Annotated in this window: 15 protein-coding genes and 1 riboswitch; of the genes, 9 read left to right on the top strand and 6 right to left on the bottom strand. The window is 56.0% G+C overall.

Annotation, left to right across the window (positions count from 1 at the left end; translation table 11 throughout):
* Positions 1–131: 131 nt before the first annotated feature.
* Positions 132–3,650, top strand: a complete 3,519-nt coding sequence (gene dnaE / locus Mag101_RS12510; protein WP_077405522.1) for a DNA polymerase III subunit alpha — start codon at positions 132–134, stop codon at positions 3,648–3,650.
* Positions 3,651–3,913: 263 nt separating this feature from the next.
* On the top strand, positions 3,914–4,870 hold the full coding sequence (locus Mag101_RS12505) for an acetyl-CoA carboxylase carboxyltransferase subunit alpha (protein WP_077405520.1): 957 nt from the start codon (positions 3,914–3,916) through the stop codon (positions 4,868–4,870).
* Positions 4,871–5,032: 162 nt separating this feature from the next.
* Here the strand turns inward: Mag101_RS12505 and Mag101_RS12500 are convergent, their stop codons facing one another.
* Positions 5,033–5,335 (bottom strand): hypothetical protein, encoded by a 303-nt coding sequence (locus Mag101_RS12500; protein ID WP_198039986.1) that lies wholly within the window; start codon positions 5,333–5,335, stop codon positions 5,033–5,035.
* Positions 5,336–5,470: 135 nt separating this feature from the next.
* Positions 5,471–5,570: riboswitch (TPP riboswitch) on the top strand.
* 126 nt (positions 5,571–5,696) lie between these two features.
* Between Mag101_RS12500 and thiC the strand changes: the two genes are divergently transcribed.
* From thiC to Mag101_RS12465, 7 genes are all read left to right on the top strand, one after another.
* Positions 5,697–7,619 carry a phosphomethylpyrimidine synthase ThiC gene (thiC, locus tag Mag101_RS12495; RefSeq protein WP_077405512.1) on the top strand — a complete coding sequence of 641 codons (1,923 nt, stop codon included), beginning with the start codon at positions 5,697–5,699 and terminating at the stop codon, positions 7,617–7,619.
* Positions 7,620–7,648: 29 nt separating this feature from the next.
* Positions 7,649–8,728 (top strand): glycine oxidase ThiO, encoded by a 1,080-nt coding sequence (gene thiO / locus Mag101_RS12490; RefSeq protein WP_077408297.1) that lies wholly within the window; start codon positions 7,649–7,651, stop codon positions 8,726–8,728.
* The gene (gene thiS, locus Mag101_RS12485; protein WP_077405509.1) at positions 8,728–8,928 is read left to right on the top strand and encodes a sulfur carrier protein ThiS; all 201 of its coding nucleotides are present in this window, start codon (positions 8,728–8,730) and stop codon (positions 8,926–8,928) included. The genes thiO and thiS overlap by 1 nt, the downstream gene beginning before the upstream one ends.
* A gap of 2 nt (positions 8,929–8,930) precedes the next feature.
* The gene (locus tag Mag101_RS12480; protein WP_077405506.1) at positions 8,931–9,740 is read left to right on the top strand and encodes a thiazole synthase; all 810 of its coding nucleotides are present in this window, start codon (positions 8,931–8,933) and stop codon (positions 9,738–9,740) included.
* Positions 9,737–11,302: a thiamine phosphate synthase gene (gene thiE / locus Mag101_RS12475; protein ID WP_077405503.1), complete on the top strand. Its 1,566-nt coding sequence runs from the start codon at positions 9,737–9,739 to the stop codon at positions 11,300–11,302. Before Mag101_RS12480 ends, thiE begins: the two co-directional genes overlap by 4 nt.
* 47 nt (positions 11,303–11,349) lie before the next feature.
* Positions 11,350–12,114, top strand: a complete 765-nt coding sequence (locus Mag101_RS12470) for a HesA/MoeB/ThiF family protein (RefSeq protein ID WP_077405500.1) — start codon at positions 11,350–11,352, stop codon at positions 12,112–12,114.
* A 214-nt stretch (positions 12,115–12,328) separates the two neighbouring features.
* On the top strand, positions 12,329–12,634 hold the full coding sequence (locus Mag101_RS12465) for a c-type cytochrome (RefSeq protein WP_077408295.1): 306 nt from the start codon (positions 12,329–12,331) through the stop codon (positions 12,632–12,634).
* Between the two features lie 13 nt (positions 12,635–12,647).
* On the opposite strand, the gene Mag101_RS12460 is transcribed toward Mag101_RS12465, so the two are convergent.
* From Mag101_RS12460 to Mag101_RS12440, 5 genes are all read right to left on the bottom strand, one after another.
* On the bottom strand, positions 12,648–13,475 hold the full coding sequence (locus Mag101_RS12460; RefSeq protein ID WP_077405497.1) for a type IV pili methyl-accepting chemotaxis transducer N-terminal domain-containing protein: 828 nt from the start codon (positions 13,473–13,475) through the stop codon (positions 12,648–12,650).
* A gap of 152 nt (positions 13,476–13,627) precedes the next feature.
* Positions 13,628–14,851: an alginate export family protein gene (locus tag Mag101_RS12455; RefSeq protein WP_077405493.1), complete on the bottom strand. Its 1,224-nt coding sequence runs from the start codon at positions 14,849–14,851 to the stop codon at positions 13,628–13,630.
* A 142-nt stretch (positions 14,852–14,993) separates the two neighbouring features.
* Positions 14,994–15,872 (bottom strand): ABC transporter ATP-binding protein, encoded by an 879-nt coding sequence (locus tag Mag101_RS12450; protein WP_077405490.1) that lies wholly within the window; start codon positions 15,870–15,872, stop codon positions 14,994–14,996.
* 41 nt (positions 15,873–15,913) lie between these two features.
* Positions 15,914–16,903 (bottom strand): ABC transporter permease, encoded by a 990-nt coding sequence (locus tag Mag101_RS12445; RefSeq protein WP_157520374.1) that lies wholly within the window; start codon positions 16,901–16,903, stop codon positions 15,914–15,916.
* 108 nt (positions 16,904–17,011) lie between these two features.
* Positions 17,012–18,388 (bottom strand): CmpA/NrtA family ABC transporter substrate-binding protein, encoded by a 1,377-nt coding sequence (locus tag Mag101_RS12440; protein WP_077405487.1) that lies wholly within the window; start codon positions 18,386–18,388, stop codon positions 17,012–17,014.
* Between the last annotated feature and the right edge of the window lie 280 nt (positions 18,389–18,668).

The raw sequence follows: 18,668 nt of genomic DNA, 5'->3' as shown, positions 1-18,668 counted from the left end.
CCATGAAATGATGTGGGCTTGAGAAGAAGTTATTGATCAAAATATTTTGTACATAGAGGGGCTGTTTCCCCTTGATGTATTGCCGGAACAGAGCGCTGTAAGAGCCCCGGAACCAAATTAAATAGAAAAATATGACCCAACCCTTCGTACATTTAAGAGTCCACTCCGAATACTCCCTGATTGACGGCCTGGTACGTATCAAGCCGCTGATCGGCCGCGTTGCGGAGCTGGAAATGCCGGCGGTGGCGATCACCGATCAAACCAACTTCTATGCACAGGTTAAGTTTTATAAAGCCTGTATGGGTGCCGGTATCAAGCCGATCACCGGCGCCGACTTCTGGCTGAAAGAAGGTGGTGAAGAGCAGCCGACGCTGGTATCACTGTATGCAATGAATGCCGACGGCTACCGCAATATTACCGAGCTGATTTCCCGCGCGTGGATGGAAGGGCAATACCATGGCCACGCATTTGTGGAGCGGGAGTGGATCAAGGAAGCGTCGGAAGGCGTTTTGATGTTGTCCGGTGCCAAGTACGGTGATGTAGGCCGCGCGCTGGTTGCCGGGCGAACTTCGCAGGCCGAGGCACTGGCTCAGGAGTGGTCCAGCATTTTCCCGGGCCGCTATTACCTGGAGTTACAGCGCACCGGGCGCGCGGGTGATGAAGAGTACCTGCATGCGGCGGTGGAGCTGGCCGGCAAGATGAACCTGCCGGTGGTGGCTACCAACGATGTTCGTTTTATCGAAGACAGCGAGTTTGAAGCCCACGAAGTACGCGTGTGTATTCGTGAAGGCCGTGCACTGGACGATCCGCGCCGCGAACGCCGCTATTCTGCCGAGCAGTACCTGCGTACTCCGGAAGAAATGTGCGAGCTGTTCAAGGATATTCCGGAAGCGCTGGAAAACACGGTAGAGATAGCCCGTCGTTGTTCTTCGCCCATCCAGCTCGGTAAATACTTCCTGCCCCAGTTCCCGATTCCGGAGGGCATGACCGAAAACCAGTTCTTCGAGAAGATTTCTTTCGACGGCCTCTACGAGCGCCTTGAGCATATCCTCGATAAGTCCGCGCCCGACTACGAGGCGCGTAAGAAAGAATACGAAGACCGCCTGCGCTTTGAGCTGGATATCGTTATCCAGATGGGATTCCCGGGCTACTTCCTGATCGTAATGGACTTTATCCAGTGGGCGAAGGATCACGATATTCCGGTTGGCCCGGGGCGGGGTTCCGGTGCGGGCTCGCTGATTGCCTACTCGCAAAAAATTACCGATCTCGATCCGCTGCAGTACGATCTGCTGTTTGAGCGATTCCTGAACCCGGAACGGGTTTCCATGCCCGACTTCGACGTTGACTTCTGTATGGAGAAACGCGACCGGGTGATCAACTACGTTGCGGAAAACTATGGCCGCAACGCGGTAAGCCAGATTATTACCTTCGGTACCATGGCCGCGAAGGCGGTGGTGCGGGACGTGGCGCGGGTGCAGGGCAAGTCTTACGGCCTGGCCGATAAACTGTCCAAGATGATCCCCGCTGATGTGGGCATGACCCTGCAAAAGGCCTTCGAGCAGGAAGAAATACTGCGTGAATTCCTCGAGAACGACGAGGAAGGCCAGGAAATCTGGGAGATGGCGCTGCAGCTCGAGGGTGTTGCACGTAACGTGGGTAAGCACGCCGGTGGTGTCGTAATCGCCCCGACCAAGCTCACCGATTTTGCTCCGCTGTACTGTGACGAGACCGGTGCCGGTCTGGTTACCCAGTTCGATAAGAACGACGTGGAAGACGCGGGTCTGGTGAAGTTCGACTTCCTGGGTCTGCGGACCTTGACCATCATCGACTGGGCCAAGGCGATGGTGGACGAGCAACGCGCGCGTGAGGGTAAAGAACCTTTGGTGATCGAGGCGTTGCCGCTGGACGATACCGAGACGTTCAAACTGATCAAGCGTGCCGAAACCACCGCGGTGTTCCAGCTGGAATCCCGCGGTATGAAGGACCTGATCAAACGTCTGCAGCCAGATAACCTCGAGGACATGATCGCCCTGGTGGCCCTGTTCCGTCCGGGCCCGCTGCAGTCGGGCATGGTGGACGACTTCATTAACCGGAAGCACGGCCGTGCGCAGGTGGCCTATCCGGATGCCAAGTATCAGCACGAAAAACTGAAGCCAATTCTCGAACCGACCTACGGCGTTATTGTTTACCAGGAACAGGTAATGCAGATCGCCCAGGAACTAGCGGGTTATACCCTGGGTGGCGCAGACATGCTGCGCCGGGCCATGGGTAAGAAAAAGCCCGAAGAAATGGCCAAGCAGCGGGCCACCTTCGAAGAGGGTGCCAAGGACCAGGGGGTAGATCCCGATCTGGCGATTAAGATCTTTGACCTGGTGGAAAAGTTCGCCGGTTACGGTTTTAACAAATCGCACTCCGCTGCCTATGCACTGGTTTCCTACCAAACCGCGTGGCTGAAGGCCCATTACCCGGCGCAGTTTATGGCGGCCACCATGTCTTCGGACATGGACAAGACCGATAAGGTCGTAATCTTCATTGAAGAGTGCCGGGCCATGGGCCTGGACCTGGTGCCGCCGGATGTAAACTTGGGCAGCTACCAGTTCTCGGTGGATGTGGATAACCGCATCATCTATGGCCTGGGTGCGATCAAGGGCCTGGGTGAAGGCCCGATCGATAACATCATCGCCGAGCGTGAAAGCGGCGGTCCGTTTACAGACCTGTTCGACTTCTGCTCGCGTATCGACCCGCGCAAGGTCAACAAGCGCGCGCTGGAAGCGCTGGTGCGTTCCGGTGCGCTGGACAGCATCGGCCCGGATACCAACAGTGCCGATGGCCTCGACTACTCCCGCGCGGTGCTGTTCAACGCGCTGGACGAGGCGGTGAAGTCTGCAGAACAGCAGAGCAAAAACGACAGCGCCGGCATGATGGATCTGTTCGGTGAGGTGGTGCGCTCTGCGTCCGACGGTGATGTGTACGAAGATTTCCGCGGCGCACGTCCGTGGAGTATTCGCGAGCGTTTGGAAGGGGAGAAAAACACCCTTGGCCTGTACCTCACCGGCCACCCTATCGACGAATACGAAGAAGAATTGAAGCACCTGGTGAATGCGCGCATCGCCGACCTGAAGCCCGGACGGGAAAACCAGAAGGTGGCCGGCCTGGTGGTGGGCATGCGTGTGATGAAGACCAAGCGCGGTGATTCCATGGCCATTGTTTCCCTCGATGACCGCAGTGCGCGTATTGAGGCAGCGGTGTTCAGCGAGGCTTTTGGCGAACACCGCGAGAAGCTGGTGAAGGATTCACTGCTGGTGCTGGAAGGCTCTATCTCCCACGACGATTACAGTGGTGGCTTGAAGATGAGCGTGAACAACGTGTCCACTCTGGATGACCTGCGCAGTGGCAGCGTGATCGGCGTGACCTTGAAAATCGACAGCGCTCAGGCGATGCCGAAGATGGGCCAACGCCTTAGTGCCTGCCTGCGCCCCTACGTGGGTGGCAGCTGCCCGGTGATGGTCGAGGTGGAGCGCAGTGATGCGAAGGGTACTTTCCGTCTGGCGGATGAGTGGAAAGTGGAACCCAACGATCAGTTGATTCAGTCGCTGCGCGAGGTAGTTGGGCGGGAGCGGGTACAGCTCAACTACAATCAGCGGCAGTAAATTAGGCCTGCCGCCTTGGTTGCAGGGGAGAATTCGCTGTCGCCAGTTTCTCTTTGCTCACGCTCCAGCAACCTCGCCAGCAACATAGGCATATTGGACACAGGAGATGCCGGTTAGTGCGCTGTGCACTCGACTGGCTGGTCCTGGCCCGGTAAGCTAGCGGCCATTTTCAGTAGACGAGGCCTGTTTGCGACCGTTCGGGGTATTTTGGTCGCATTTTCCAACATTTGGCAGGCCCACAGAATTATCAAGGCGCGAATTACATGAACTTCAGTTTTCTCGAGTTTGAACAGCCGATTGCGGAACTGGAAAGCAAGATCAAGGAGCTTCAGCACGTCGGGGACGACAATGACCTCAATATTGCTGAAGAGATCACCCGCCTGCGGGAAAAGAGCGAGAAGCTCACCGAATCCCTGTATTCCGACCTCTCTCCCTGGCAGATCGTCCAGGTAGCCCGTCATCCTCAGCGTCCTTATGCGAAGGATTACATTGAGCGTATTTTCACCGATTGGGATGAACTCCACGGCGACCGTCACTTTGGTGATGACAAGGCGATCATCGCTGGCATCGGCCGTTTGGAAGGCCGCCCGGTGGCGGTGATTGGTGAGGAGAAGGGCCGCTCGGTAAACGAGAAGGTGAAGCGTAACTTTGGTATGCCGAAGCCGGAAGGTTACCGCAAGGCGCAGCGCGTGATGGAGATGGCGGAGCGCTTTAAGATGCCGGTGCTGACGCTGATCGACACTCCGGGGGCCTACCCGGGTATCGATAGTGAGGAGCGCGGTATTTCCGAGGCGATTGCCAAGAACCTGGCGGTAATGTCCCGTCTGCGTACGCCGATTATCTGTACGGTGATTGGTGAGGGCTCTTCCGGTGGCGCACTCGCGATCGGTGTGGGCGACCAGCTGAACATGCTGCAGTACTCCACTTACTTTGTGATTTCCCCGGAAGGTTGCGCGAATATTATTTGGAAGACTGTGGAGAAGGCGCCGCTGGCGGCCGAGGCCATGGGTGTAACTTCCAGTGTGCTTGAGGAACTCGGCATTGTGGATGAAACCCTGCCTGAGCCTCTCGGTGGTGCGCACCGCGATCCGGACCTGATGGCAGCGCGTCTGCGCGATCGTCTGTCTGAGCAGCTGGATAAGCTGAGTGCTGTTCCTCTGGATGAGCTGCTGGAGAAGCGTTACCAGCGTCTTATGAGCTACGGCAACGTTGTTAGCTAATTTTTGGCCTCTCTAAGGCCTTAGGTGGTTCTGAATTGATTCTGTGGCGGCAAACTGTCGCGCAGGGCTTTTCAGGACCGCTGTAGACCCATCCCTGGGCGCTTCGTCGCAAACATCCTGTTTGCGACGATCCTGAAAAGCCCTGCCCGACAATTCGCCTTCTCATTTAGCATCTGTATTTTTTCCCGGTTCTCGATCTGACGTGATCAAGCCGTTTGCGGCGATGGCCTTGTGAATCCGACTGCAGGTTTTGCCAAACTTCGCCACTTCCCCAATTGTCGGTTTTTCATCCGCATCCAGCCGGTGTTCCCACTCGTCGATTTCCTGATCCAGATATTCCAGCAGTTTCTTCGCACACCCCTGACAGGGGCCGGCGCAGAGTTCGGCGGCCGGCATGGTGAAAGGCAGGGTGGCGCGTACTTCTGAGATGATGTTGCGCATCACGGTGCTGGTATCTGGCTTCATGGGGCCAGTATAAGGTGGCGAAAAAGGCATCAGAGGGTGCTCTGTGGTCAGAGCTGGGCGACTCCACGGAAGTTACAAGTCGCGAAACGTCACCTCGGTTTCTGTTCAAACCCGGCCTCATCCCCTATACTCAGCGCCAACTTGTCGGAGTGCCTTTTGGGCTGAGATCGCTGTCGCGAGATCCGTTGAACCTGATCAGGGTAACCCCTGCGTAGGGAACAAGATCTGAATTCGCTACTTTTCGTGCGCTGGAACCACTCTCCACGCTCGAGCCTCTCTCTCCCTTTCTGCACCCCGATATTCCATTCACGGATACCATTAAATGGAAACAAGCGTCAGCTAATGACGTAAAGGGGTCAGCATGTCTCAGGTCGCCGAACCGAAAAATAAAACCCAGAACAGTGCGAGTAAAAGCAGCCGTGCGCAGCAGCAGGAAAGCGCGAAGCAGTTTCTGGATAACCTCACCGCACAGCAGTTTCCCAACTCGCGCAAGGTTTACCTGGAAGGGGAAAACGAAGGCGTAAAAGTGGGTGTACGCGAAATCTGCCTGGGCAAGAGCCTGGTGGGTGGTGACGAAGAGAACCCCATTTTTGAGCCGAATGAGCCGCTGCAGGTGTATGACACTGCCGGTCCATACTCTGATCCCAACTACAAGCCGAATGTCCGCGAAGGTCTGCCCAAGTTGCGTCAGGCGTGGGTGGAGAATCGTGGTGATACCGAGGTGCTGGATACCCGTCAGGCGGCCTACAGTCAGAAGCGTATGGCAGATCAGGGGCTCGACCACATCCGTTTCGATAACCTGCCGGCGCCGCGCAAGGCAAAGGCTGGCAAGAATGTTACCCAGATGCACTATGCGCGTCAGGGCATTATCACTCCGGAAATGGAATTTATTGCGATCCGCGAAAACATGGGGCGTGCCGAGCTGGCTGAACAGCTGACCGACGCGGATTACCAGAAAGCGCGCGATGGTATCTATATCCCACCGCAGATCACCCCAGAATTTGTACGCCGTGAAGTGGCTGAAGGTCGCGCGATTATCCCGGCCAACATCAACCACACCGAGCTGGAGCCGATGATTATCGGCCGTAACTTCCTGGCGAAGGTAAATTCCAACATTGGTAACTCCGCGATTACTTCTTCTATTGAAGAAGAAGTGGAGAAGCTGGTGTGGTCCATCAAGTGGGGTGGTGACACCGTGATGGATCTGTCTACCGGTCAGAACATTCACGAAACCCGTGAGTGGATCCTGCGTAACAGCCCGGTACCGATCGGCACCGTACCGATTTACCAGGCGCTGGAAAAAGTCGACGGCATTGCCGAAGACCTGAACTGGGAAGTGTTCCGCGATACCCTGATCGAACAGGCGGAGCAGGGTGTGGATTACTTCACCATTCACGCTGGCGTACTGCTGCGTTATGTTCCAATGACAGCTAAGCGTGTTACCGGCATTGTGTCCCGCGGTGGTTCCATCATGGCCAAGTGGTGTCTTGCCCACCACAAAGAGAACTTCCTTTACACCCACTTCGAAGATATCTGTGAAATCCTCAAAGCGTACGACGTGAGCTTCTCCCTGGGTGACGGCCTGCGCCCGGGCTGTATTGCTGACGCTAACGACGAAGCCCAGTTCGGCGAACTGCGCACTCTGGGTGAGCTGACCGAAATTGCCTGGAAGCACGACGTGCAGACCATGATCGAAGGCCCGGGCCACGTGCCCATGCACAAGATCAAGGAAAACATGGACGAGCAGCTGGAGCACTGCCATGGTGCGCCTTTCTATACCCTCGGCCCTTTGACCACCGATATTGCTCCGGGCTACGACCACATTACTTCTGGTATCGGTGCGGCGATGATCGGCAGCATGGGCTGCGCAATGCTGTGCTATGTAACACCGAAAGAGCACCTGGGTCTGCCAAACAAGGAAGACGTAAAAGAAGGCTTGATGGCTTATAAGATCGCGGCGCATGCGGCAGACCTGGCCAAGGGCCACCCGCGCGCGTACAAGCGTGACGATGCGTTGTCCAAAGCCCGCTTTGAATTCCGCTGGGAAGACCAGTTCAACCTGGGTCTGGATCCGGAGCGCGCGCGTGCTTACCACGATGAAACCCTGCCCAAGGAATCCGGCAAAATTGCCCACTTCTGCTCCATGTGCGGACCGAAATTCTGCTCCATGAAAATTACGCAGGACGTGCGTGAGTACGCTGCCAAGCAGGAAGCGGAACAAGGCATGGAAGAGATGTCCATCAAGTTCAAGGACATGGGCGCCGAGATTTACCACAAGGGGTAATGCCCCAGTTGCCGGTTCGGAAGGAAGTTGTGGCACACGCTGAATTAAATATCGCAATTGCAGGCGCCGGTTTGATGGGGCGCCTGCTGGCCTGGCGGTTATCCACAGAGGGTTATCGAGTCAGCTTGTTTGACGCCGGTAGCCTGGATAACCCCTCGGGCGCGTGTCACACCGCGGCCGGCATGATCTCCCCACTCTCCGAGCTGTTTCACTGCCCGCTCCCTATCTACGAGCTTGGTATGCACAGCCTGCAAAACTGGCCGCGTTGGGTGGCACAGCTGGAGCAGGAAGTGGGGGTGAGTGTTGATTACCGTCAATCCGGTAGTGTGCTGGTCGCCCACCCGCAGGACCGCAGTGAATTGCTGCAGTTTCAGCAGGAGCTGACGGCCAAATTGGGTGGTGCAGGCGGTGACCAGTTGCGTTGGCTCGATAGCCGTGGCCTGAGTGCGCTGGAACCGGAGCTGGATCGCTTCGAGCAAGGCTTGTTTTTAGCCTCGGAAGCGGATGTGGATAACCGCAAGCTGCTTCCGGCATTACTACAGGCGGTGATGCAAAACGGGGTAAGGCTGTACGAGCATACTGCCGTCGAATGCGCCCCGAACGAAGTGCTTACGGCACGTGGTAGCGAAGCGTTTGACCTGGTGATAGACGCCCGTGGCCTCGGCGCCAATGGTGCTATCCATGGCCTGCGCGGCGTGCGCGGTGAAGTGATGGTGGTGGAAACCGCAGAGGTACAGCTGCAGCGCCCAGTGCGGTTGCTACACCCGCGTTACCAGCTTTACGCAGTACCTCGTGCGAACCACCAAACGGTGATCGGCGCGACCGAGATCGAGAGCGAGGATATGAGCCCGATTTCGCTGCGTTCCAGTATGGAGCTTTCCAGTGCACTGTATTCGATCCATCCGGCGTTTGCTGAAGCGCGGGTGATCGAAACCCGTGTGAACTGTCGGCCGGCCACCATGGACAACCTTCCTGTCGTGGAAAGTGAGCCAGGGCTGATACGCGTGAATGGCCTCTTTCGCCACGGCTATCTGCTGGCGCCGGCGCTGGTGCTGCAGGTCGAGGATGCGTTGTCCAAATTAACCCAAGAAACGGAACAGGTGACCTGATGCAATTACTGGTCAATGGCGAGAATGTAAATTTGAATGACGGCGCTTCGGTTGCCGCGCTGTTGCAGCAGCTTGGTTACACCGGTGAAACTTTTGCGGTGGCAGTCAATGGTGACTTCGTTCCCCGTGCGACCTATGACGCAACAACCCTGAGCGCTGGTGACCAGCTGGATATTGTTGCGCCAGTGGTGGGAGGTTAAGCATGACGGATAAACTCAAACTGTACGGCAAAGAGTTCGATAGTCGCCTGTTGGTAGGTACCGCACTGTATCCGTCGCCTGCGGTCATGCGCGAATCGGTGAGCGCATCAGGCTCACAAATTATTACTTTGTCCCTGCGCCGCCAGAATCCGGAGCAGCAGCAGGGCAAGATGATCTGGGATTACATTCAGGAGTCCGGCTGCCAGCTTTTGCCGAATACCGCCGGCTGCAAGACCCCGAAAGAAGTAATTGCCCTTGCAGAAATGAGCCGCGAGATTTTCGCAACTGACTGGCTCAAGCTGGAGGTCATCGGTGATGACTACAATCTGCAGCCGGACCCTTATGGTTTGATCGAAGCGGCGCGTGAGCTGGTCAAGCGCGGCTTTAAAGTGCTCCCATATTGCACCGACGATCTGGTGGTGTGTCGCAAACTATTGGAAGTTGGCTGTGAAGTACTGATGCCCTGGGGTTCCCCCATCGGCACCGGTCGTGGCCTGATGAACAAATACAATCTGCAGACCCTGCGCGAGCGCTTGCCGGATACGCCGTTGATTATCGACGCCGGTATTGGCGCGCCTTCGCAGGCCGGTGAGGCGATGGAAATGGGTTTTGATGCGGTGCTGCTGAATACCGCCATCGCCAAAGCCCAGAACCCGGTATTGATGGCGCAGGCGTTCAAGCTGGCCATTGAATCCGGGCGCGCCGCGCGCAACGCGGGACTGATGCTCAAGCGCCAGACCGCCAGCCCGAGCACCCCAACCCTGGATATGCCGTTCTGGCAGCAAACCGTGACTGCGGGGGAAAACGCATGAGCGAGGCTGTGCCAATGTCATTGCCAATGCAAACACGTCCGGTTGTGTGGACGATTGCCGGCAGTGATTCCGGTGGCGGCGCCGGTATTCAGGCCGATCTGCTGACATTTCACGATCTCGGTGTCCATGGCTGTAGCGCCATCACCGCAAATACTGCGCAAAACACGCTGACCGTAGCCGCGATCAATCCATTGCCAGAGTCCGCTTTGCAATCACAGCTGGATGCGCTGCTCAGTGATCTGCCACCGTTGGCCATTAAAATCGGTTTGTTAGCCAATACTGCCCAGGTTCACATTGTGGCGGACTTTTTGCGCGGGTTGCGGGCTCAGGGTTGCCAAGTACCTGTGGTGTACGATCCGGTTGCAGTTGCCAGCAGTGGTGCATCGATGACCGAAGGCAGTACTGGTGCAGCGGTGGTGAGCGAACTATTACCCCTGTGTGATGTGCTCACTCCCAACCGTGTGGAATTGGAGTGGTTGGCGTCGGCCGAGGTAGACAGTGCCGGCGACATCTTGATCGCCGCAAAAAAACTCGCCGGGGCCAATGAAATTGCGCTCGCCGTAACCGGTGGGCATTTCGATATTGAGCCGGGAACCACCGCAGACCTGCTATGTGTTCCCGGTGAGACCGGCATCACTAGCGACTGGTTGATCGGCAGGAAAATCGATACCCGCGATACTCACGGCACCGGCTGCACTTATTCTTCAGCGGTTGCTGCGATACTTGCGCAGGGATATCCGCTCAAAGACGCTTGCGTGGTAGCCAATGCCTATGTGCGCCGTGGGTTACGCCTGGGTAATAGTTCACAAATTGGTGAAGGACCGGGGCCGGTAGGGCATTGCGGCTGGCCGAATGAACTGCAGGATTTTCCGGAAGTGCTCGTCGCTGGAAGCGAGCGAGCCAAACACTATGCAACCTTTGACGCAGCCGCAGCAGAAAATTATGCCGCTGAATTTGTGCAGCCCGACACCACCCGTCTGGGACTGTATCCGGTTGTGGAAACGGTGGAGTGGATTGAAAAGCTAGCCCGTGAGGGCGTACGGACGCTGCAGTTGCGGATCAAGAATCCTGGCGATGACCTGCGTGAGCAGATTGAACGCGCGGTAGCTATCGGCCGGAAATTTGATCTGCGTCTGTTTATCAATGATTACTGGCAGTTGGCGATCGAGTGTGGTGCCTACGGTGTGCACCTGGGGCAGGAAGACTTGCAGGCTGCTGATCTGCAGGCGATTCAGCGTGCGGGGTTGAAGCTAGGTATCAGTACGCACGGCTTTTTCGAAATGCTGTATGCCTGGCAGTACCGTCCCAGTTATCTGGCGACCGGCGCCATCTATGCCACCAACACTAAAGATATGAGCGGGCAGCTGCAGGGGCCGAGAAAGCTTGCGCGTATGGCGACGCTTCTGCCAGATTACCCGCTGGTGGCGATTGGCGGGATCAATGTCGAGCGCGCACCGGATGTTGCGGCGAGCGGCGTCGGCAGTATTGCTGTGGTAACTGCGATTACCCAGGCCCCCGATTACCAAGCCGCAGTTACGCAACTGCGCGCTGTTATTGAATAGTTATGTGAATAGTTACGTGAATAATCTGGTTCACTGGAGTCGAGCCCGTGTTGAGTCGTAAACAACTACAGCGCTACAGCCGGCAGATCATGTTGCCGCAGATCGGTGAAACCGGTCAGGAGAAGCTGGGTTCGGCACGTGTGCTCATTATTGGGCTGGGCGGTCTCGGTAGTCCCGCCGCGCTATACCTTGCTGCGGCCGGTATCGGTGAACTACATCTGGTGGATGGCGACCAGGTGGATATCTCTAATCTCCAGCGTCAGGTACTGTACAAGACCAATCACCGGGATAAGGACAAGGCTGTGGTTGCCGCGCAGCAATTGACGGCAACCAACCCTGAGGTCCGTGTGCACGCCCACAGTCGTATGGCCGATGAAGCCTGGCTGTCAGCGTTGTTGTCCGAGCAGAACTTTGATGTGGTGCTGGACTGTACCGACAACCTGAATATTCGCCATATCATTAATCGTGTGTGCCGGGCACAGAAGGTAGCCGTGGTGATGGCTTCGGTGCGGGGTTTTTCGGGGCAGCTTGTCAGCTTCGATTTTCGAAGTTCAGATTCCCCCTGTTACGCCTGTCTGTTTCCGCCGGCTGGCGAAACAACGGACTTGCCCGAGGCGGAGAACTGCGCAACCGTAGGCGTGATCGGGCCCGCGCTGGGCATGATTGGCAGCGCTCAGGCGTTGGAGGCAATCAAGTCTATTGTGGGCTTGCCGTTCACCAGCTTGAACCAATTGCAGCTGTTCGAGGCCGGCAGCCTTGAGTGGCGTTCTCTGGGGCTATCGCAAAACAGTACTTGCCCCGTGTGCGGATAACCAGTAAAAAAGAGGAATACCTAATAATGATAGGGAGCTCCTCTTGTTGAATCATCCTCTGCCCCGTTCACTTTTCCACTCACTGCCTCGCGTTGTCGCGATCTTTGCGCTCAGTGTATTTGCATTGGGTTGTAGTGAAAAAACTTCCACACCGACTGCTGAAACGTCGGCAGCCGAAACTCAGACTGCAGGCCAGAAAATTGTGGCTGAGGAAATGGCAGCGTCGGGGGGCAGTGAGACGGCTAGTCAGCCCGCAGCCAAAGCGAAACCGGGTCAGGTTTCTCAAAAGCATCTGGAAATGTATCAGCAGACTTGTGGCAGCTGCCACGAGAGAGGCCTGGTAGGCGCGCCCCGGACTGGCGACGTTGAGGCCTGGAAGCCGCGTATGGCGAAAGGTATGGACACGCTGGTTGCTCATGCCCGGGATGGTTTCAAGGCGATGCCGCCGGCGGGCTTGTGCTTTAGCTGTACCGATGAGGACTACGTGGCGCTGATTGAATATATGGCAAGCCCCAAGTAGCCCCCAGTCTCCGTTAGCGGGCTGCTACCTCTACTGCGTTAAGCAGTTCTGCGTACTGGCCCGTAACGACATTCATATTGCGCAGCATAATGTCGGTGGTGCCAGTAATCACATGAATCTGGCGTGATTCCGACATCTGCATCTCCCCATCGAACCCGCGGCTTGCATAACTCAGGTGTCCCTGGGTCTTCAGCAGGTTGCGGGTAATCTCAGTCGTGTTGAGTTGGCTGTCGAGCAAGAAGCTCAGCATCTGTTCAAATTCCGCGAGGTCCTCGTACAGTAAGCGCGTGCCCTCGCTGCCTGCCACACCCCAGTACTGGGCCACATAATTCTTTGCGATACGCTGGGATAACATACGCTGGCGGCCGGAAACGTTTACCAATTCGGCACTGCTGTGGTTGGCTAGCGCCTGCAGCCGCATCACATAGGTGTGCGCCGCCGGCAGCAGCGTATTACTGCGTCGAAATAATTCTGCCGCGTTGAACTTGCTCACGGGTTCGCGCGCAATTTCCGCAAAACCCTTCCATTCCTCCTGTACCAGACGGAGCGTACTGGTTACCGGGGCAGCCGGTTTAAAGTTTGCCAGCTGGTTCAGATTGCGCTCAAACTCTGACATCGAACGCTCGAATACCTGACGGTGCTTTTCTACGGAGGGCTGAATGCCCTGCAGGATATAGGTTTGCGTGATGCGCTGCGAAAGCATGCGCTGTCTGCCGGCGATGTTGATGGCATCGCCCATATTGAATCCTGGCGTTGACGTTGCGTACTCGGGATCTGCACTTGCCGCGAGTTCGGCACCGCTGAAAATAACGAGCAGGATCAGGGATAAAGCGTATTTCATAATCACTTTCCTGAAACGGAGGTTTGAGTGGGAGAAAAAGCCCCGGCCTTGCGGCCGGGTAAGTGCTCAACGTGTGGGTATGAACCCAATAGTCAAATCAAAGGCGGGCTCCGCATTCATGTTGAGCATACGGAGCCACCTGAAAGGCCGTCTTAGAATTTAGCTGCAGCGGTCAGCCACAGTTTGTCGGTGTCTACGCTGAAGTCGTCAGCGGTGTAGTTGCTGTACTTCATGCTCAGGTTTACACCGGCCAGTTTGCCTGCAACCAGGAAGCCAGCTTCGCTACCGAGCTTGTCCATACCGGATATGCCGCTATCATTGGAGCTCAGCTGGTGGTAGTTGAACGCCAGTTTCACAGCGCCCAGGCTGGTGCCCACGGACAGATAAACATCTTCAACACCGCCGGCAATGTTGCCGGTACCACCGCCGAGCAGCTTGTCATTCCAGCCCTGGAACTTGTGCAGGGTGGCCAGAGGGGTGATGAACTGGCCGTCGGCGCCGTCAGCACCCAGTACTTCGTAGCCACCAGAGATGTTTACAGAACCTACTTTGTAGCTGCCTTCCGCCAGCAGGTAGTCCGCGTCGTAGTCAGCCGGGTTATCCGCTGCGGAGGATTGCATGGCGTACTCCAGCGCGTACTTCAGGCCGCCCTGGCCACCGGCAAAGCGCACACCGTAAGTGTCGGTAGAAAAGTGAGTGGCATCTTCATTGTCGATTAGGTAGGCGTAGCCGCTCAGCGTGCCAGCGGAAAGGCCTGCATATTTAGCGTTCAGCAGGACGGTGTTGTTGGTGTGGTCGCCGAGCGGGCTGTCTTCACCAAAAATACGATTCACGTTATTTACGTGTGCCAGGAACAGGGTGGTGTCTTCCAGGCTGGTGTTGGTTACGCTGAAGGCGTCGTACGTCTGCTCATTCTGACGGAAGCCTACACCACCAACAAAACGCTGGTTGTCCAGCAAGATACGCTGGCGACCAAACTTCGCTGTGGTGGCACCAGTGGTATAAGCGAGATAGGCCTGGTTCACCTCGGTGCCTTCCGGGTCTGCAACGCCACCTTCGAAATCGGTGATGTGGGCTACATCATCCATCTCAATCAGAGTGCTGAAACCCTCGTAAGATGCGGAGGAAAAGGTCAGTCGGGTTTGCACACTGGTGAGGTCATAATCGACGCCGTCGACATCAACCATTTCGGTGCGCGCGCGCAGGCCCAGAGTGACGTCAGCCTGGGCCAGTGCGTCGGCAAAGCTCGCAACTTGGGGCGCCTGCTCTTCGGTCATTTCCTGGGAGAAGGCCGGTGAGGCGATCAGGGCGCCCATGGTCAGGGCCAGCAGGCTTTTGGTCAGAAGCGGTTGGGTGGAAGTTTTTTGGTTTTTCATATTGTGTTCCTGTCAAGGAGAGTAAAAGTGTTTGGTTATTGCCCTGAGGAAACGTTACCGCGTGTTAACTTTTGGGCTCCCACTCACGCACTGCAAAAGTGTGAGTGGGAAAGCGAAACTTCTGTAATGTTGCCGAGCGGACTCAGGCCGCGTTATCGACGGTTTCTTTGATATCCCCGGCTGTTTGCGCTGGTGCAGTATTTGATTTTGCCGGTACAGACTTCTTGGTCGGCACGTCCGGTTTACTGTGTCGCTCGTGCAGGAACTTCAGTACCTTGGCCCGGTATTGGTTGTAGAGCGGGTCATCTGCCAGTTCCAGTCGATGGCGCGGGCGTTCCAGATCCACCTCCAGAATTTCACCTATGGTGGCGGCCGGGCCGTTGGTCATCATTACGATGCGATCGGAAAGTAGCACTGCCTCATCCACATCATGGGTGATCATGATCACGGTATTGTTGAGTTCTGCCTGAATTTCCATCAGTGAGTCTTGCATGTGTGCACGGGTCAGTGCGTCCAGTGCGCCAAATGGCTCATCCATCAGCAAAACTTTTGGCTGCATGGCCAGGGCGCGGGCGATACCGACACGCTGCTTCATTCCACCGGAAATCTCGTCCGGCCGTTTGTGCATGGCGTGGCTCATGTGTACGAGATCGAGGTTATGTTCGATCCATTCGCGCATTTCGGCTTTGGATTTGTTTTTGCCAAACACCTGCTTTACCGCCAGCTCCACGTTTTCATACGCGGTAAGCCAAGGCAGCAGGGAGTGGTTCTGGAATACAACAGCCCGCTCCGGGCCCGGCTCGGTCACTTCTTTCCCGTTCAGGATAACGCCGCCACGGGTTGCTTGATAAAGGCCTGCTACAACATTCAAGACGGTGGATTTACCGCAGCCGGAGTGGCCGATCAGCGATACGAATTCGCCCTGGGAAATCTTCAGGTCCACATCGCGCAAGGCGGTGAAGGGACCATTCGGGGTCGGGAATTCCATATCGATATGGCTGATATCTAGAAGTACGCTCATTGTCTCGTTCTCCTTAAAAATTGTTTCACCTGGTACCGGGATTAGTTCGCTGTTTTGTCCCAGGAAACCAGTTTTTGCAGGGCCAGCATGCCGCGGTCGAGCAGGAAGCCAATCAAGCCGATGACCAGTACTGCGGCCATGATGCGGGCCAGGGAGTCGGAGCTACCATTCTGGAACTCGTCCCATACGAATTTTCCGAGGCCGGGGTTCTGTGCCAGCATTTCCGCTGCGATGAGTACCATCCAGGCCACGCCGAGGGAGAGACGCATGCCGGTAAAGATCATGGGTACGGAGGCTGGCAGAACAATTTTTTGCACGTGTCGCAGGGCGGGCAGGCGCAGTACTTTACTCACATTCACCAAGTCTTTATCAATACCGGCAACACCGACCGCGGTGTTGATAACCATTGGCCACAGGCAGCACAAGGTTACTGTGATGAGTGAATTCAGAAACGATTTGGCTACCAGTGGGTCTGGCGACGTATACAGTGCGGAGACCACCATGGTCACCAGCGGCAGCCAGGCCAGTGGCGATACCGGCTTGAAGATCTGAATGATCGGATTGATTGCGTTGTTCAGCGCTTGGCTCAAACCAATGGTGATACCCAGTGGAATGGCGATAGCTACTGCCAGCAGGAAGCCGCTCATGACGGTTACCAGACTGGTAATGATCTGATCCAAGAAGGTTTCTTTACCTGTGTAGGCGCGGATTTTGGGCTGGTAGTTTGGGTCTTTTGCTACACGTTCCGCATTGCGCTTTTCCTGGCGCTCATAGAAGGCCTGCTCTTTTTCGCGGGAGCGCTGGTGCTCATCATGCAGGGCATTGAACTGCTCCATGACTGCAGCGGGACCGGGAAACTTACCCAATGATGTATCAATATTCTGTGCAGTGACGGACCATAGCAGCAGGAAAGCGAGTATGCCTGCGGCGGGCAGTGCCACCAGTCGGATGGCATTGCTGAAAAAGGTTCCGTCCAGTTGCGGCAGCTTTAGGCCGCTGAATTTTGTGGCGATTACAGTAGCGGTATTCATTCCTGTTACCTCAGCACACGAGTTGAGCGTTAGTTATGAGCCTGAAAGTATTATTGTTTTGAGGAGGGCACTGGCCTGTATCACAGGCCAGTGCTTTTCGAGGCTTGATTACAGTTTTTGTCCGGACTTCAGGCCAATATCGAATTTCTCGATGTAAGCATTTGGCTCTTTGCCGTTGTAGACGATACCGTCGATGAAGTGGGTCTGCGGGTTGCGGAAGCCATCTTCGGTTTCGAAGTCTGGGAATTGCGCTGCAGTAGCCAGCTTCTCTTCAATCAGGGACTTGGCGGCTGCCTGGTAAATGTCAGGGCGGTATACCTTGGCTGCCAGTTCTTTGTACCAGTCGTCAGGCTTGTCTTCGGAGATCTGGCCCCAGCGGCGCATCTGAGTCAGGTACCAGATAGCGTCGGAGTAGTAGGGGTAGGTCGCGTTGTAGCGGAAGAATACGTTGAAGTCTGGTACTTCGCGCTTGTCGCCTTTTTCGTACTCAAAAGTACCGGTCATACTGTTGGCAATTACGTCGTAGTCGGCGCCCACGTAGTTAGACTGGGAGAGAATCTTCACCGCTTCCGGGCGGTTCGCGTTGTTGTTCTCGTCCAGCCACATAGCGGCACGAATCAGAGCGCGGGTAACACGAACGGTGGTGTTCGGATATTTTTCAGCAAACTCTTTGGTGATGCCGAAGACTTTTTCCGGGTTGTCCTTCCAGATTTCGTAGTCGGTTACTACCGGTACGCCAATGCCTTTAAATACCGCCTGCTGGTTCCAGGGCTCACCTACGCAGTAGCCGTAGATGGTGCCGGCTTCCAGAGTGGCTGGCATTTGCGGTGGCGGAGTTACGGACAGAAGGGCGTCTGCATCAATCTGGCCGGAGATGTCGCCTTTATGCGGTGCGTAGTAGCCCGGGTGGATACCGCCAGCGGCGAGCCAATAGCGCAGCTCATAGTTGTGCGTGGATACTGGGAATACCATACCCATGTTGAAGGGCTTACCTTCATCTTTGTATTTTTCAACAACCGGCTTCAGCGCGTCTGCCTTGATCGGGTGTACCGGCTTGCCATCCGCCTGTTTGGGAATGTTTGGCTTCATCTCTTCCCAGATGGCATTGGAAACGGTAATGCCGTTACCGTTCAGGTCCATGGAGAAGGGAGTGATGATCTCGGCTTTGGTGCCGAAGCCCATGGTCGCGGCGATTGGCTGGCCTGCGAGCATGTGGGCACCGTCCAGGCGTCCATCGATTACGCCGTCCAGCAATACTTTCCAGTTGGCCTGCGCTTCGATGGTTACGTAAAGGCCTTCATCTTCGAAGTAGCCCTTTTCGTAAGCGATGGCGATGGGGGCCATATCGGTCAGCTTGATAAAACCAAACGTCAGTTCTTCTTTTTCCGGGTAGCCCAGCTCCTCGGCGGTAGCGGGCGAAATGCTGAAGCCCACTGCCAGCGCTAGAGACGCTGCAAGAGTTTTAAATGGCTTGTTCCAGGTCATGGTTAGTTTGCTCCAAGTTTTGTCAGCGATGTAGTTGTAAAACTCTATGTTGAGCGGCCAGTGAATCTGGTGACTGCAATTCAGGCCAAAAAAAAGCGCTCACCGACTGCCCGTTACGTTCGACGGGATCGGTGAGCGCCTCTGCTCTAAGACAAGCACCTAGGTGCGTTGCCTGACTAATTTTTTGTGAGCTACTTGTAGCTCGTCGACGGGCAGCTGACTGTGAGCGGCCGGTCATTTGTGGTGCGCGTGGTTTGTTACGCGCTCACTCTCACCATTG

The organism is Microbulbifer agarilyticus, assembly GCF_001999945.1.
GTDB lineage: Bacteria > Pseudomonadota > Gammaproteobacteria > Pseudomonadales > Cellvibrionaceae > Microbulbifer > Microbulbifer agarilyticus_A.
This window is presented reverse-complemented; position numbering and strand designations above follow the sequence as displayed.